Source organism: Ruegeria discodermiae (assembly GCF_030758345.1).
Lineage (GTDB): Bacteria > Pseudomonadota > Alphaproteobacteria > Rhodobacterales > Rhodobacteraceae > Ruegeria_C.
In genome coordinates this window covers 1-16,588 of the sequence record NZ_JAVAMO010000012.1, presented here as the reverse complement: position 1 = coordinate 16,588, position 16,588 = coordinate 1, and the positions used below count along the sequence as shown (strand labels likewise).

General features: G+C 61.7%; 12 protein-coding genes. 9 read left to right on the top strand and 3 right to left on the bottom strand.

Annotated elements, in window-relative coordinates:
• Positions 1-77: 77 nt before the first annotated feature.
• Both Q5Y75_RS20055 and pcp read left to right on the top strand, forming a co-directional pair.
• A complete protein-coding gene (locus Q5Y75_RS20055) occupies positions 78-272 on the top strand; it encodes a SlyX family protein (RefSeq protein ID WP_306200930.1) in 195 nt (64 codons plus the stop codon).
• Between the two features lie 73 nt (positions 273-345).
• Positions 346-1,014, top strand: a complete 669-nt coding sequence (gene pcp, locus Q5Y75_RS20050; protein WP_306200929.1) for a pyroglutamyl-peptidase I — start codon at positions 346-348, stop codon at positions 1,012-1,014.
• Positions 1,015-1,045: 31 nt separating this feature from the next.
• Here the strand turns inward: pcp and Q5Y75_RS20045 are convergent, their stop codons facing one another.
• Together Q5Y75_RS20045 and dnaE are read right to left on the bottom strand one after the other, a co-directional pair.
• On the bottom strand, positions 1,046-1,756 hold the full coding sequence (locus Q5Y75_RS20045) for a DUF1194 domain-containing protein (RefSeq protein WP_306200928.1): 711 nt from the start codon (positions 1,754-1,756) through the stop codon (positions 1,046-1,048).
• 105 nt (positions 1,757-1,861) lie between these two features.
• Positions 1,862-5,362: a DNA polymerase III subunit alpha gene (gene dnaE / locus Q5Y75_RS20040; RefSeq protein ID WP_306200926.1), complete on the bottom strand. Its 3,501-nt coding sequence runs from the start codon at positions 5,360-5,362 to the stop codon at positions 1,862-1,864.
• Between the two features lie 380 nt (positions 5,363-5,742).
• Between dnaE and Q5Y75_RS20035 the strand changes: the two genes are divergently transcribed.
• Genes Q5Y75_RS20035 through Q5Y75_RS20005 form a run of 7 tightly spaced genes read left to right on the top strand, consistent with a single transcriptional unit; the run spans position 5,743 to position 15,093 of the window.
• A complete protein-coding gene (locus tag Q5Y75_RS20035; protein ID WP_306200924.1) occupies positions 5,743-7,101 on the top strand; it encodes a xanthine dehydrogenase small subunit in 1,359 nt (452 codons plus the stop codon).
• A complete protein-coding gene (gene xdhB / locus Q5Y75_RS20030; RefSeq protein WP_306200922.1) occupies positions 7,098-9,509 on the top strand; it encodes a xanthine dehydrogenase molybdopterin binding subunit in 2,412 nt (803 codons plus the stop codon). The genes Q5Y75_RS20035 and xdhB overlap by 4 nt, the downstream gene beginning before the upstream one ends.
• Positions 9,499-10,434 (top strand): xanthine dehydrogenase accessory protein XdhC, encoded by a 936-nt coding sequence (xdhC, locus tag Q5Y75_RS20025; protein WP_306200920.1) that lies wholly within the window; start codon positions 9,499-9,501, stop codon positions 10,432-10,434. Before xdhB ends, xdhC begins: the two co-directional genes overlap by 11 nt.
• Positions 10,431-11,948, top strand: coding sequence for an ABC transporter ATP-binding protein (locus tag Q5Y75_RS20020; protein WP_306200919.1), 1,518 nt, complete (start codon positions 10,431-10,433; stop codon positions 11,946-11,948). Before xdhC ends, Q5Y75_RS20020 begins: the two co-directional genes overlap by 4 nt.
• A 30-nt stretch (positions 11,949-11,978) precedes the next feature.
• The gene (locus Q5Y75_RS20015) at positions 11,979-13,061 is read left to right on the top strand and encodes an ABC transporter permease (RefSeq protein ID WP_306200917.1); all 1,083 of its coding nucleotides are present in this window, start codon (positions 11,979-11,981) and stop codon (positions 13,059-13,061) included.
• A 3-nt stretch (positions 13,062-13,064) separates the two neighbouring features.
• Positions 13,065-13,985 (top strand): ABC transporter permease, encoded by a 921-nt coding sequence (locus Q5Y75_RS20010; RefSeq protein ID WP_306200916.1) that lies wholly within the window; start codon positions 13,065-13,067, stop codon positions 13,983-13,985.
• 34 nt (positions 13,986-14,019) lie between these two features.
• On the top strand, positions 14,020-15,093 hold the full coding sequence (locus tag Q5Y75_RS20005) for a BMP family ABC transporter substrate-binding protein (protein WP_306200915.1): 1,074 nt from the start codon (positions 14,020-14,022) through the stop codon (positions 15,091-15,093).
• 106 nt (positions 15,094-15,199) lie between these two features.
• On the opposite strand, the gene Q5Y75_RS20000 is transcribed toward Q5Y75_RS20005, so the two are convergent.
• A complete protein-coding gene (locus tag Q5Y75_RS20000; protein WP_306200914.1) occupies positions 15,200-16,024 on the bottom strand; it encodes a helix-turn-helix domain-containing protein in 825 nt (274 codons plus the stop codon).
• Between the last annotated feature and the right edge of the window lie 564 nt (positions 16,025-16,588).

Below are 16,588 nucleotides of genomic sequence, written 5' to 3'. Positions count from 1 at the left end.
TGCGTCTTCAGGTCATGTGGCACTGGCAAGTGCGGCGATGCCTCTGTATCACCAAGCAAACGCCAAGGAGCCCGTCCATGCAACATCTGGAAGAACAGATCGCCCATCTGACCAAGACCGTCGACGAGATTAGCGCAGTGATGGCGCGCCAGCAGACCGAGATCGACCGCCTGACCCGTCGCGTCCAGATGCTTATCGAACGCGAGGCCGGGCGCGAACAGGATGCTGGTGGCGGCGTCGTGATCGGAGATGAGCGCCCGCCGCATTATTGACGGCACAGGGCTTCCCATGAGCCCGGGCCACGACCTAATGTTGGTGCGCGTTGTTCCACCCGGAGGCTGAGCCATGCCAAACCTGCTACTGACCGGATTCGAGGCGTTCGGCACCACCCCGATCAATCCCGCCGAGCAGGTCGCACGCCATCTCGATGGTGAGACCGTCGTTGGGCTGACAATCGTGTCGCGTATCATTCCCAACAGTTTTTTTGAATGTATCGAAGTGGTCAAAGCCGCGATCACCGACACGACCCCCGAAGCAATTGTCATGATGGGAGAGTTTGGTGGGCGGGCCATGGTCACTGTGGAACGCCTCGCGCAAAACCTCAATGACGGCGCGCGCTATGGCTTGCGCGACAATGCGGGCAAGCTGCTGCAGGACGTGATGACCGCGCCGGACGGGCCGGTGGCCTATCGCGCGACTCTGCCGATCCGCGCCATGGTGCATAACATGCGCGCCGCGGGGATACCGTCTGACATCTCCGATGCCGCTGGGACTTTCTGCTGCAACCACCTGATGTATGGCATCCTGCACCATCTTGCGGTCACCGGTTCGGATATCCGCGCGGGTTGGGTCCACCTGCCACATCTGCCCGAGGTCGCCGCGATGGAGCAGAACCTCGGCGCGCCCAGCATGTCAGTTGAGACTTCGGCAGAGGCATTGCGTGCGGGCATACGGGCGATCGCCGACCACCCGACGGATATAGATGAGGTTTCCCCGTCACGACTGCAGATCTAAACTGCACCAGGCTATTGGTTTGTTTCGGGTCTCAGCGCTGCGCATATTGCGGTGCCTGAATTTCCCGCAGCAACTTCCGCTTCATCGCCTCTTCGTAGTCCTCGAAGCCAAGGGCTATTTCCACAAACGCGCCGGGGCCATGAATGACCGTTTCTAGGTAGTAGTCCACAACACTGGCGTCACCGGTGTCGATCACCAGCCCGTTAACCGTAATGCCCGCCACCGGGAAATGCCGATAGGCGCTGTCCGGGGGATACCCGTGGTTATTGGCCCCGTCCCCGGAAACATCCAGCACATGGCGGGCGCAGGAAGAAGCCCGCTGCAGCATCGTCGCTCCATACCCGATCGCCGCGCCCAGCGCGGTCGGAAATTCGTTGTGCTTCCGGGTATGTCCCATCACTTGCGCCACAAAGCGGGACAGGTCGGCGTCGTCTGCGATGATACCCCAGGGCGCGATGACCTCCTGTTGGTTGGAACCGCTCCACTCATAGGCCATCAACATCACCGGGCTGCCATTGCTGAAAATCGCGGTGCGCACATCAGCATCCTGAAGCGCGGCGGCAAGCCCGGCGCGTTGCAGCTCGTATTCGGTGTCGTCAACGCTGGTCGAGATATCGAGCGCGAAGGCCAGCGCCAGAGAGCAGTCTGCATTGGCCAGATCTTGCGCTCTTGCCGAAAAGCCCAGCAGCACGAAAACACCTGTCAGTATCGCACATGAGGTCTTCACAAGCTGCTCCTGCATGGGCGGGTCCAAGGCAGGCACCCTAGCACCGCACGACCCAAAAGTCGATTTTCGCCTCCGGCCAAGCGTCGAGGCGAGAGAGGCTGCTATGCCCGGTAAACCAGCTTACATCTCCTCAACTGACAGAACACCCTCCAGCGACTTGATGGCCCCTTTGATCTGCGGGTTGATGGGAAAGTCCTGACCCAGATCCATCTCGACATCCCCCGGCAGGCCGGGGTCGAGCAGGCAAAGCTGGATCGGCCCTTTAGCCGCGTTGCGCGCAGCTTCGGTGGCGTCTTCGAGCACTTTGGCAACGGTCGGGACCGCCTCTGCCGCGTCCAGGAAAATTCGCAGACCCGTTGCACCGGCATCGACCACCGTGGCATCTATCGGCCCGACCGAGCGTCCCAGCAGCTTCAACTGGTCCGCCTCCATCGTTGCCTCTGCGGTCAGCACAACCTGCGCGCCGGTCTCCAGAAACTCCCGGCTTTTCTCCAGCGTTTCGGAAAACAGCGTGATCTCATAAGCCCCGGTCGTGTCTGACAGCTGTGCAAAGGCGAACCGGTTGCCGCGCGCCGATTTGCGTTCCTGTCGACCGGCGACAACACCGGCCATCTTGGCAATGAAGGGACCGCCACGGGCCTTTTCGGTCACCTGATCCAGCGTCAAAACCTGCTTGCGCTTGAGCGCGGGCATGTAGTCGTCCAACGGGTGGCCCGACAGGTAAAATCCGATCGCTTTAAACTCCTCGCTTAGCCGTTCGGCAGGCAGCCAGTCGGGTGTGGGCGATAAACGCGGTTCCGGCAGATCATCACCTGCCTCGCCAAAAAGCGACACCTGGTTTGAGTTCTTCTGCTCGTGGATCGCAGCCGAGTAGTTCATCAGCGGTTCCAGACTGTCAAAGACACGTCGCCGGTTGGGGTCGAGCTGGTCAAACGCCCCCGCGCGGGCCAGCATCTCAAGCGGGCGCTTGCCGACCTTTTTCAGATCAACCCGGCGGGCGACGTCGAAAAGGTTCACGAATGGCGTGTCGCCACGCCCTTCAACCATCAGCGTCATCGCCTCGACACCCACATTCTTGAGCGCGCCCAGCGCATAGACCAACTGGCCATCCGCCACATCGAACGTCGCCTGCGACCGGTTCACGCAGGGCGGCACATAGGGTAGGTCCAGCCCCTTGCGCACCTCTTCGAAATACACTGCCAGCTTGTCGGTCAGATGGATATCGCAGTTCATGACGCCCGCCATGAACTCCACCGGATGGTTCGCCTTCAGCCAGCCAGTCTGATAGCTGACCACCGCATAGGCGGCTGCGTGGGACTTGTTGAAGCCATAGTTGGCGAACTTGTCGAGCAGATTCCAGACTTCGGTCGCCTTATCTTTATCGACGCCGTTTTCGGCGGCCCCTTTCAGGAAATTAGGCCGCTCTGCGTCCATCGCCTCCTGAATCTTCTTGCCCATCGCGCGGCGTAACAGGTCCGCGCCACCCAGCGAGTATCCCGCCATCTCCTGCGCGATCTGCATCACTTGTTCCTGATAGACGATGATGCCCTGCGTTTCGTCCAGGATATGGTCAACGGTCGGGTGCAGCATGTCGCGTTTACTGAGTCCGTTCTTGACCTCGCAGTATTTCGGGATATTCTCCATCGGACCCGGACGGTAGAGCGCCACCAGCGCCACGATATCCTCGATACAGGTGGGCTTCATCCGCTTGAGCGCGTCCATCATGCCCGAGCTTTCCACCTGGAACACCGCAACCGTCTTGGCCGCCGAATAGAGTTTATAGGTCGCCTCATCATCCAGCGGAATCGCGTTGATCTCGTTCACCGCACCTTCGGGCGGGTCGTAAAGTTGGGTGCCGTCAGAGGTCACGTGCAGGTCGCGGCCCGATTTTCGGATCAGATCGACCGCGTTCTGGATCACGGTGAGGGTCTTTAGGCCCAGAAAGTCGAACTTCACCAGCCCGGCCTGCTCCACCCATTTCATGTTGAACTGGGTCGCTGGCATGTCCGAACGCGGGTCCTGGTAGAGCGGCACCAGCGCATCCAGCGGCCGGTCACCGATCACCACGCCCGCCGCGTGGGTCGACGCGTTGCGCAGCAGCCCTTCGACCTGCTGGCCATAGGTCAACAGCCGGTCCACCACCTCTTCACTACGCGCCTCTTCGCACAGGCGCGGTTCGTCCTTCAGCGCCTTTTCGATGCTGACCGGCTTGACGCCCTCAACCGGGATCATCTTGGACAGGCGATCCACCTGCCCATAAGGCATCTGCAGCACGCGTCCGATATCGCGGACAGCAGCCTTGGAAAGCAGCGCACCGAATGTGATGATCTGGCCGACTTTGTCCCGGCCATATTTCTCCTGCACGTACTGGATCACCTCTTCCCGGCGATCCATGCAGAAGTCGATGTCGAAATCGGGCATCGACACCCGTTCGGGATTCAAAAACCGCTCGAACAGCAGCGAATAGCGCAGCGGATCGAGGTCGGTGATCGTTAGCGCATAAGCCACCAGAGAGCCCGCGCCAGACCCCCGTCCCGGACCCACCGGAATACCCTGATCTTTGCCCCATTTGATGAAATCCGCAACGATCAGGAAATAACCGGGAAAGCCCATACCCTCGATGATGCCCAGTTCGAAATCCAGCCGTTCCTGATATTCTTCGACGCTGACCGCATGCGGGATCACAGCAAGGCGCTGTTGCAGCCCTTCATTGGCTTGCCTCCGCAATTCCTCGATCTCGTCATCGGCGAATTTCGGCAGGATCGGATCACGGCGATACGCCATGAAGGCGCAGCGCCTAGCGATCTCGACGGTGTTTTCGATGGCCTCGGGCAGATCGGCAAACAGCGTCGCCATCTCCTGCGGAGATTTGAAATAATGCTGCGCGGTCAGGCGGCGGCGGTCTTCCTGCTGATCGACATAAGACCCCTCGGCGATGCAGATCAGTGCATCATGCGCCTCATACATTCCCGCCTCGGGGAAATAGACATCATTGGTTGCCACCAGAGGTATGTTCTTGGCATAGGCAATCTCCACATGCCCGCGCTCGGTCAATCGTTCCGCCTCGGGCGCCACGCCATCGCCGGGATGGCGCTGCAACTCGATGTAGAGGCGATCTGCGGACATGTCCGCCAACCGATCGACCAAAGCCTCGGCCGCCGGGCGCTGACCGGCCCGCAACAACCGCCCCACCGGGCCATCCGGACCGCCGGTCAGGCAGATCAGGCCGCCGGCATGGGTCGCCAACTCGTCCAGTGTCACCTGCGGCAACTGCCCGCCCTTGTCCACGTAGAGGCAGGAGTTCAGTTTCATCAGATTCTCATAGCCCATCTCGGACTGTGCCAGCAGAACCAGCGGCGCGGGCGGCTTCGGCTTCTCGCCGGGCTGTGTCTGCACATAGGCCAGATCGACCTGACAACCGATGATCGGCTGAATGCCCGCCCCGCTGGCGGTGATGGAAAACTCCAGCGCCGAAAACAGGTTGTTCGTGTCGGTCACCGCCACGGCAGGCATCTGGTATTTTTCGCACAGGCCCGGCAGCTTCTTGAGGCGGATCGCGCCTTCCAAAAGCGAGTATTCAGTATGGACACGGAGATGGATGAATCGGGGATCGCTGCTCATGCCGGGACGCTATCTCAGCCGCCCGTCGGTTGAAAGCACTCAGGCTGCGGGCACCCTGTACTTGCCAAATAATTGAGCACGATTGTTCGGGTATTTTTGAAGCTGCTTTCGGCGCCGCGAAGCTGCGATCAGACCCAAGCGGATGATTTATATGGTTTTCTTTGCCTCACGGGGGCACACTGGCAGGTGAAACTGCCACAAAATGTTGCACCGCAGAAGGAGTTTTTCTTGCCAGACGGATCACCCGGTTTCTAACCTCTCTCACGGAAACAAGAGCATCCGCCTCTTCACGCACGCATAATACGCCCGCCAGAGTTTCTACGTCGCATCGAGGCCTGGCACGCATGGGATCAACGGGGTAAAGCGACAGGCTTCAAATGATGACTATCTCGTTTCTTCTGAACGGAGAGACTGTTGAGATCGAAGGGGCGTCGCCGACGACAACCCTGCTGGACTGGCTGCGCGAAGACCGTGGCCTGACCGGCACCAAGGAGGGCTGCAACGAAGGCGATTGCGGGGCCTGCACGGTGATGGTCACCGATATGGACGAGGCAAAGGCGCTGAACGCCTGCATCCTGTTCCTGCCCCAACTGCATGGCAAGGCGGTGCGAACGGTCGAAGGAGTGTCCGGCCCGCGGGGCGAGGCCCATCCGGTGCAGCAGGCCATGGTTGACCATCACGGCTCGCAATGCGGTTTCTGCACCCCGGGCTTTGTGATGTCGATGGTGGCCAGCCATTGCAACGGCGCAACGGATCACGACACCCAACTGGCCGGCAATCTCTGCCGCTGCACCGGCTACGCGCCAATCATCCGCGCAGCAGAGGCGGTCGAGGGGCAACCGGTGCCGGTCTGGGTCAAGGACGCCGCGCCGGGCGGTGCGCCCGACCCGATGCTGCCACGCTCCTCAGACGAATTGGCGCGGGCCTATGCGGCGCGACCAGAGGCGACGCTGGTGGCCGGGGCCACGGATGTGGGCCTTTGGGTGACCAAGCAGTTGCGCGACCTTGATCCGGTGATCTTCCTGACGGGTTGCGACGATCTGAAAGAGATCAGCATCGACGATCACACGATCCGCTTCGGTGCGATGGTCGATATGAACCGAATGGGCGCAGCCCTGGCGCCGCTGCACCCCTCTTACGCCGAAATGATCCGCCGCTATGCCAGCGTACAGGTGCGCCATGCGGCGACCGTCGGGGGCAACATCGCCAATGGCTCGCCCATCGGGGACAACCCGCCCGCACTGATCGCACTCGGCGCGACGCTGCATATGCGCCACAGCGAGAGACGTCGCTCATTGCCGCTGGAGGAGTTTTTTCTCGATTATGGCAAGCAGGACCGCGCGCCGGGCGAGTTTGTCGAAGCGGTGAGTTTCCCGCGCCAGCCCGACCGGCTGAAATGCTACAAGCTGAGCAAGCGCTTCGATCAGGATATCTCGGCCGTCTGCGGGTGTTTCAACATCACACTCGACGAGGGGACCGTAACGGCTGCACGCATCGCTTTTGGCGGCATGGCTGGCATTCCCAAACGCGCCGCAACGGTCGAAGCGGCGCTACTGGGTCGGCCCTGGTCCTGTGAGACGATCAACGATGCCAAATCCGGCTTTGACGCCGATTTCACCCCGCTCAGCGACATGCGCGCCTCGGCCGAGTACCGGCTTGAAACCGCACGCGCGATGCTGGAACGCTATTTTGCGGAAAGCCACGGGGCTACGGGCAACGTTCTGGAGGTCACCGCATGAGCGTCTCCAAACCTCTGCCCCATGACGCCGCGCCCCTGCATGTGTCAGGCGAGGCGCGCTACATCGACGATATTCCAACGCCCAAGGGAACGCTGCATCTGGCCTTTGGCCTGAGCACGGTCGCAAAAGGACGTATCCGGTCGATGGATCTGGATGCCGCACGCGCCGCTCCCGGCGTGGTGACGGTGCTGACCGCCGCGGATTTACCTTATGCAAACGATGTTTCGCCATCCATCCATGACGAACCCCTGCTGGCGGAGGATATGGTCCATTACATCGGTCAACCCATCTATGTGGTCGCGGCGACGTCTCATCTGGCGGCGCGCAAGGCCGCACGGCTGGGCAGGATCGCGTATGAAGAACTGGACGCCATCCTGACCATCGAACAGGCGCTGGACGCCGACAGCCGGTTCGAAGAAGGCCCCCGCATCTATCGCAAGGGCGATGCCGAGGCGGCGATTGCCTCGGCGAAACACGTCGTCGAAGGCACGTTCGAACTGGGCGGGCAGGAGCATTTCTACCTCGAAAGCCAGGCCGCCATGACCATGCCGCAAGAGGGCGGCGACATGATGGTCTATTCCTCGACCCAGCATCCGACCGAGATACAGCACAAGGTCGCCGATGCGTTGGGCGTTCCGATGCATGCCGTCCGGGTCGAGGCGCGGCGCATGGGCGGCGGCTTTGGCGGCAAGGAAAGCCAGGGCAACGCGCTGGCCGTGGCGTGTGCGGTGGTCTCGCGGGCGACGGGCCGCGCCTGCAAGATGCGCTATGACCGCGATGACGACATGACCATCACCGGCAAGCGCCACGCGTTTCGTATGTCCTACCGCGCAGGCTTCGATGCGGATGGGCATATCCAGGGCGTTTCCTTCCTGCATCACGTGATCTGTGGCTGGGCGCAGGATCTGTCGCTACCAGTGGCCGACCGCGCCATGCTGCATTCCGACAATGCCTATCTGCTGCCCACCGCCCGGATCGAAAGTCACCGGCTGAAAACCAACACCCAATCCGCCACCGCCTATCGCGGCTTTGGCGGGCCACAGGGCGTGGTCGGAATCGAGCGGGTGATGGATCACGCCGCGCATGTGCTGGGGATCGACCCGGTCGAATTGCGCCGTCGCAATTATTACGAACCGACCCATCCAGTGCCGCCAACGCTGTCGAAACCGCCAGAAGCGCTGGAGCCGGTCGATCCACATGAAGACCTGACCAGCCGGGGCGCAGTGGAACAGATCACCCGCCCCCGTCCCGTGCGATCGATTCCCCAAGGGGGCAACACCACGCCTTACGGGATGGAGATTTCCGATTTCGAATTGCACGAAATGACCGAGGCGCTGCTGGCCTCCAGCGATTATGCGGCACGCCGGTTGGCCATAGCCGACTGGAACAAGGAAAACCCGATCATCAAGAAGGGGCTGGGGTTTTCGCCGGTCAAGTTCGGCATCTCTTTCACGCTGACCCATCTGAACCAGGCGGGTGCGCTGGTGCATGTCTATCAGGACGGCTCGGTGCATCTGAACCATGGCGGGACCGAGATGGGGCAAGGGCTGTTCCAGAAGGTGGCGCAAGTGGCCGCAGCGCGCTTCGGCATCCCGCTTGAGATGATCAAGATCACCGCCACAGACACTGCCAAGGTGCCCAACACCTCTGCCACCGCCGCCTCGTCGGGCAGCGATCTGAACGGTATGGCAGTCAAAGCCGCCTGCGACACGATCCGCGACCGGATGGCGGCGTATCTGGCGGAACACCATCAGGCGGATGCCGGATCGGTGCGCTTCGCGGACGGCCATGTGGAAGTGGGCGAGGCGCGCTACAGCTTCGCCGAAGCCGCGGCTCTGACCTATCAAGGGCGGGTCAGCCTGTCGGCCACGGGCTTTTACAAAACCCCCAAGATCGAATGGGACCGGATCAAAGGCCACGGGCGGCCGTTTTTCTACTTCGCCCATGGCGCGGCCCTGACCGAAGTGGCGGTGGACACGCTGACCGGTGAAAACCGCATCCTGCGCGCTGATATCCTGCATGATGCGGGCGCGTCACTGAACCCGGCACTGGATATCGGTCAGGTCGAGGGCGGCTATGTGCAGGGCGCGGGCTGGCTGACGACCGAAGAACTGGTCTGGGACGAGAAAGGCGCGTTGCGCACCCATGCGCCCTCGACCTACAAGATCCCCGCCTGTTCGGACCGGCCCGATATCTTCAACGTGACGCTCTGGGATGGCGAGAACCGCGAGGATACGATCTATCGCTCCAAAGCGGTGGGTGAGCCGCCCTTCATGCTGGGCATCTCGGCCTGGCTGGCGCTCTCGGACGCGGTGGCGGCCTGCGGACCCGCCTATCCAGCGCTGAATGCTCCGGCCACGGCGGAAGAGGTCTGGCGCGGAATCCGGAGGGTGCGCGATGGGGTTTGACCTTGACACCCTGCGCGCAGCGGTTGCCGCACATGGCCGCGTGGTGCGCGTGGTGATCGCGTCGATCAAGGGTTCCTCCCCACGCGAAGTGGGCGCGGCGATGCTGGTCTGGGAGGGCGGCCAATCCGGCACGATCGGCGGCGGCACGCTTGAGTTTCAGGCCGCCGAAGCCGCGCGCCAGCAAAGCGTGGACCGGGTTCTGAGCCAGCACGCGTTGGGGCCTGATCTGGGCCAGTGCTGTGGCGGCGTGGTACGGTTGCTGAGCGAGGTCTATCACACCAAGGCGCTGGACGCGTTGGAAGGTGACGTGATCGCCCGCCCTGTCGGAGCGACCGATATGCCTTTGTCGGTGAAGCGCCTGCTGGCGACGCGGCGCCGTCAGGGCCTCGCCCCCGAACCACAACTGATCGATGGCTGGATGGTCGAGCCGGTTCACAGACCCACCCGCGCGCTCTGGATCTGGGGCGCGGGTCATGTGGGCCGGGCGCTGGTTGATGTGTTGGCCCCGCTACCCGATCTGGCGATCACCTGGGTCGACACAGCAGCGGACCGCTTTCCCGACACCGTGCCCGATGGCGTAACGGTCGTTCCAGCGGCAAAGCCTGCCGATCTGGTGAACTATGCGCCGCCACGGGCAGAACATCTGGTTCTGACCTATTCGCATGTGCTTGACCTGAACCTGTGCAACCAGTTGCTGCGCCATGATTTCGCCTTTGCGGGCCTGATCGGTTCGGCCACCAAATGGGCGCGGTTCCGGTCCCGGCTGAAGGCGCTGGGTCATGCGCCGGACCAGATCGCGCGCATCACCTGCCCGATCGGAGACCCCTCACTGGGGAAACATCCTCAAACGATCGCCGTGGGCGTCGCCGCGCAGATGCTGCGGCCTCGTGAAGCACTCGAAAACAAAAAGGATCTGAGCGCGTGACCACCCCACTTCTCAGTCTGCAAGGCCTGACCAAGGCCTATCCCGGCGTTGTCGCCAACGACACCGTTTCCTTCGATATCGGCGCGGGTGAGGTGCACGCGTTGCTTGGCGAAAACGGTGCCGGAAAATCGACGCTGGTCAAGATGATCTATGGGCTGGTGAAGCCCGATAGCGGCACCATGTTGCTGCGCGGTCAGCCTTACGCCCCTCCCGAGCCGCGCGCGGCGCGCGCCGATGGGATCGCGATGGTGTTTCAGCATTTCTCGCTCTTCGATGCGCTGGACGTGGCGGAAAACGTCGCCCTGGGCATGGAAAACCCGCCCGCCATGGGTGATCTGGCCTCGCGCATCCGCGACGTGTCCGAAACCTACGGCCTGCCGCTCGACCCCTATCGCCGGGTCGGGGATCTGTCCGCCGGGGAACGCCAGCGGGTCGAGATCATCCGCTGCCTTTTGCAGGACCCCAAGCTGCTTATCATGGATGAGCCCACCAGCGTTCTGACCCCGCAAGAGGTCGATATCCTGTTCCAGACGCTGCAGAAACTGAGCTCTGAGGGCACGTCGATCCTCTATATCTCGCACAAGCTGGAGGAAATCCGCACGCTCTGCGATCACGCCACGATCCTGCGGCTGGGCAAGAATGTGGGCGAGTGCATTCCCGCTGAAACCTCGGCGCGCGAGATGGCGGAGCTCATGGTGGGCGAGACGCTGCAAACGCCTGAACGCGCCGGACGCGACTTTGGCGCGGTCGCGCTGGATATCTCCGGCCTGTCAGTTCCCTCACCCTCGGAATTTGGCACCGCGCTCAAGAACCTGCATCTGACGGTCCGCAAGGGCGAAGTGCTGGGGATCGGCGGGGTTGCGGGCAACGGGCAGGACGAGTTGCTGGGCGTGCTGTCGGGCGAGATTTCGACCGATGCCGAAGCGGTCAAGCTGGCAGGCGAGCCTATCGGTAGAGAAGGCCCGACCGCACGGCGACGCATGGGTTTGCTCACCGCGCCGGAAGAACGTCTTGGCCACGCTGCCGCCCCCGATATGAGCCTGACGGAAAACGCGCTGCTCACCGGTTCAGTGCGCGAAAAGCTGGAAAAGCGCGGCTTTCTGAAATGGGCCGAGACGCAGGGTTTTGCCGAAAAGATCATCAAGGCATTCGACGTGCGCACGCCCGGACCCGACAACGCGGCACGGTCGCTGTCAGGCGGCAATCTGCAGAAATTCGTCATCGGTCGCGAAGTCCTGCAAAACCCGGATGTGCTAGTGGTTAACCAGCCGACCTGGGGTGTGGATGCCGCAGCCGCAGCGGCGATCCGGCAGGCCATTCTTGATCTGGCCGCAGGAGGCGCAGCGGTGGTCTGCATCTCTCAGGATCTCGATGAATTGATGGAAATCTCCGACAGTTTCGCCGCGCTGAACGAAGGCCGGTTGAGCGCGCCGCGCCCGACCACGGAGCTGAGCGTGGACGAGATCGGCCTGATGATGGGCGGCGCACACGGGATCGAGGTGGCGCATGTTTGAGGCAAGCAGAGACAACGAGGGCGCAAGCAGATGATCGTTCTGGAAAAAAGACCCCAGCCCTCGCAGGCCTGGTCGCTGGCCACGCCGCTTGTCGCGGTCCTGGCCACCATGTTCTTTGGCGGGTTGCTGTTTGCTGCTTTGGGCAAAAACCCGGTCGAGGCGATTATGACCATCTTCTGGGAGCCGCTTTTTGGGGAATTCTCGTTCTATTACCGTCCGCAACTGCTTGTCAAAGGCGCGCCATTGGTGCTGATCGCAATCGGGCTGTCGCTAGGCTTCAAGGCGGGCATCTGGAATATCGGCGCCGAGGGGCAGTATATCATGGGCGCCATCGTCGGTGCTGGCGTTGGGCTGGCTTTCTACCCGCTGGAGGCGTGGTACATCTTTCCGCTGATGGTGATCGGCGGCGCGCTGGGGGGATGGGCCTGGGCCATGATCCCGGCATTTCTGAAGGTGCGGTTCGGCACCAATGAAATCCTCGTGTCGCTGATGCTGGTATATGTGGCCGAACAGATGCTGGCTTCGGTCTCGCTGGGCCTGCTGAAGAACCCCGAAGGGTTCGGCTTTCCCGGCTCGCGCAACTTTCAGTCTTATGCCAGCGCCTATAATGCCGACCTGATCGAAGGCTCGGGCATGCATTGGGGCGTTGTGGCGGCGTTTATCGCTGTGATCTTCGCCTATGTGCTGCTGAACCGGCATATGTTGGGCTTTCACATCCGGCTGACCGGTGAGGCCCCGCGTGCGGCGCGGTTTGCAGGCGTGAACCCGGCGCGGCTGATCCTGTTCTGCCTCGGACTCTCCGGCGCGCTGGCAGGCCTTGCGGGGCTGTTCGAGGTCTCCGGCCCCTCGGGCCAGGTCAGTATTGATTTCAACGTGGGCTATGGCTTTACCGCGATCATTGTGGCCTTTCTAGGCCGCCTGCATCCGGTAGGCATCCTGCTGGCGGGCAGCCTGATGGCGCTGACCTATATTGGCGGCGAAATCGCACAATCCGAGATGGGCCTGCCCGCCGCGGCAATCCAGGTGTTTCAGGGCATGCTGCTGTTCTTCCTGCTCGCCTTCGACCTTCTGACCAATTACCGCCTGCGACTGGCGCTGAAAGAGGTGGCCTGAGCCATGGACCTATCTGAGATTAATCCCGTCCTGCTGATCGCCTCGCTGATGGTGGCCGCAACTCCGCTGCTGCTTGCCGCGATCGGGGAACTGGTGGTCGAGAAGGCCGGTGTTCTAAACCTGGGCGTCGAAGGCATGATGATCATCGGCGCGATCTGCGGGTTCGCGATCACGGTCGAGACCGGATCGACTTTCGTCGGCTTCCTCGCCGCAGCGCTTGGCGGGGCGGTTCTGTCGCTCTTGTTTGTGCTCCTGACACAGGTTGCGCTGGCCAATCAGGTCGCCTCGGGCCTTGCCCTGACGCTCTTCGGTCTGGGGTTGAGCGCGTTGATGGGGCAAAGCTATGTGGGGGTCAAACCACCCGACACGCCAGAGCTGAACATTCCGGGGCTGAGCGATCTGCCGGTGGTGGGCCCGATCCTGTTCAGCCACGATCTGGTGCTCTATTTCGGTATCGCGCTGATCGCGGCGGTCTGGGCCGTGCTGAAATTTACAAGAGTGGGTCTGATCCTGCGCGCGGTGGGGGAAAACCACGATGCGGCCCACGCACTGGGCTACAAGGTGATCCGAATCCGTGTCCTTGCAATCATGTTTGGCGGGGCCTGTGCCGGTCTGGGCGGGGCCTATATCAGCCTCGTGCGCGTGCCGCAGTGGACCGAGGGCATGACGGCAGGCATCGGCTGGATTGCCTTGGCGCTGGTGGTCTTTGCCAGTTGGAAGCCCTGGCGCGTTCTACTGGGTGCCTATTTGTTTGGCGGCATCACCGTATTGCAGCTCAACCTGCAGGCAGCAGGCGTTGCCATTCCGGTGGAGTATTTGGCAATGTCGCCCTACATCATCACGATCCTTGTGCTCGTGATCCTTTCAGCTGACAAAAGCAGCGCACCTGCCTCACTCGGCAGGATATTCCACGCCTCGCACTAGGGGCCAACTTAGAAAACCAACTGGGGAGAACCTGATGAAATTCACCACTCTACTTGCAACCGCAGCGATGACGCTGGGGATGGCGACCGCAGGCATTGCGCAGGACAAGACCAAGGTCGGCTTTGTCTATGTCGGGCCTGTCGGCGATGGCGGCTGGACCTACGAACATGACAAGGGCCGCCAAGCGGTCGAGGCGGAATTCGGCGACCAGGTCGAAACCGTGTTTGTCGAATCCGTACCCGAAGGCCCCGACTCCGAACGTGTGATGACGCAGATGGCGCTGGACGGCGCAGATCTGATCTTTACCACCTCTTTCGGCTACATGGACCCGACCATCAACGTGGCCAAGAAATTCCCCAAGGTGAAGTTCGAACACGCCACGGGCTACAAGACCGCCCCGAACGTGTCGGTCTATTCTGCACGCTTCTACGAAGGCCGCGCGGTGCAGGGCCATATCGCGGGCAAGATGACCAAATCGAACATCATAGGCTATATCGGCTCTTACCCGATCCCCGAAGTGATCCGGGGCATCAACTCGGCCTATATCCACGCCAAGAAGGTGAACCCGGATGTCGAGTTCAAAATCGTCTGGGCCTATACATGGTTCGACCCTGCGAAAGAGGCCGATGCCGCCACAGTTCTGATCGAACAGGGTGCTGACGTGATCTTGCAACATACGGACTCCACCGCACCGCAGGCGGCCGCGCAGGATGCGGGTAACGTGATTACCTTTGGCCAGGCCTCGGACATGAGTGAATACGCCCCGATGCCGCGTGTGAGCTCGATCATCGACGATTGGGCCCCCTATTACATCGCCCGCACCAAGGCGGTGATGGATGGCACTTGGGAGACCGCGAACACTTGGGACGGGATTGGTCCTGGCATGGTTAAAATCGGCGAGATTTCCGACGCAGTTCCAACGGATGTGAAGGAAGAGGCGCTGGCGATGAAAGCCGCGATCGCCGATGGCAGCTATCATCCCTTCACCGGTCCGCTGAAAAAGCAGGATGGCAGCGACTGGCTCGCCGAGGGCGAAGTGGCCGATGACGGCACGCTGGCCGGCATGAACTTCTATGTCGAAGGGCTGGAAGGCGAAATCCCGCAATAAGCTGTCCGGGACGGATTGATACAAAGGGCCGCCCCGGTTTGGGGCGGCCTTCGTCGTTCGCGGTGCGGACACTCAGGCAGAGGACATCGCCTCCAGCGCGCATACCTTAAGTGCCATCAAAGGCCTCCGCGTAGCGTTGCCGCAGAAACGCGCTGCGCCGCCCGAAGATCGACTGCGGGATGCTGTTTCCGGGCAGATCCCAAACGGCAAATTTCGGGCTCAGGCAATGGGATCCCAATCGTATCATGCCGATATCACGGCAGACCTGCGCGCCTCCGGGCGAGACCGAGATCGTACCGATCCCGTGCAGATATACATCCCTTTCGGCCAGTGTTTCGAGGAAGCCCACAAAGGAGGACATCAACAGCGCGCTCGCCGCTTCGTGCCCCGGCCGCACGATCAACGCCGGACAATAGCCAAAATAGGTCCCCGGCAGGATCGGGCGGCGCAACCGATCGACGCTCAGATCACATTCGATCAGCTGCCCTGCCCGGAACAGCGCCTCATCCTCAGGCAACAGGAAGGGCAGGGTCCATTTCGCCACCATCTCGCCGTCGCACATTATGGCAGCCCAATGGGCGCGGAAGGTTTCATAAATCGGCAGGAACACATCCTCATTGGCTTCCAGCTCACATGGCAGATCCTGCAGTTCCGCATCCGCCATTGCGATCGAGGCCAGGCAGGCCGCGCGCCACGACCCGTCGAACACGGTATCGACCAGTGCGTCATCCAGCAGGCGATAGCGGCTTTTCGTAGGTTTCCGCCTTGTATCCCAATCCTTGCGGCAGGCAATCACATCACCCCGACCCCAGCCGAGACGTTCGGTCAGCCTGTACTCAAGATCACCTCGGATGAACGAAACCGAGCGTTCGTATTTCCCGATCGCCTCCACGCTTACCCCCAGAAGGTCCGCAAGCTGCTCTTGTGTCATCCGGCCGTGCCGGCCGTGTGACGTGCGATGCGCTTTGAGCTTCCGCGCAAACAGGGACACGAGGTCTGACATGGGAACACCGGGTTTGACACTCTCATCAAGCCGCCACGATGGCACCAAGCACAGCACAATGCAAAGAGAGTTACGGGTGGCTTACGGGTCGGTTCGGGCTTGCGGCTCTTGTCGGTTCAGCCTTGCCCCGCAGGCGTCCAGACTGAGGCTCACACATCCCGCGAGGAGCAACCCCATGACCCGACGGATTTCCGCAAATTTCCTGAGTTTCGAACACCGCACTCCAAGATCGGAGATGATGCGGAGCGAACCCCGCATCAGATCTGAAACAGATGAGGACCCACGGCCAACACCCCGGCGCGCGCCGGGCTGGGCCGACAGGCGCAAGCGGCTCAGAGGCCAGCCTGTCCCGGAGCCACACCCAACGTGAGAGGCTCTTCGTGACAAAAAAGGCCGCTCCGGGTTGGAGCGGACTTCTTTGTTCGTTGGCAGGGTTCCCGGCGGAGTGTTCTTTGAACAATCGCCTGCCGTCACCCTCACAGCAGAGCTGTG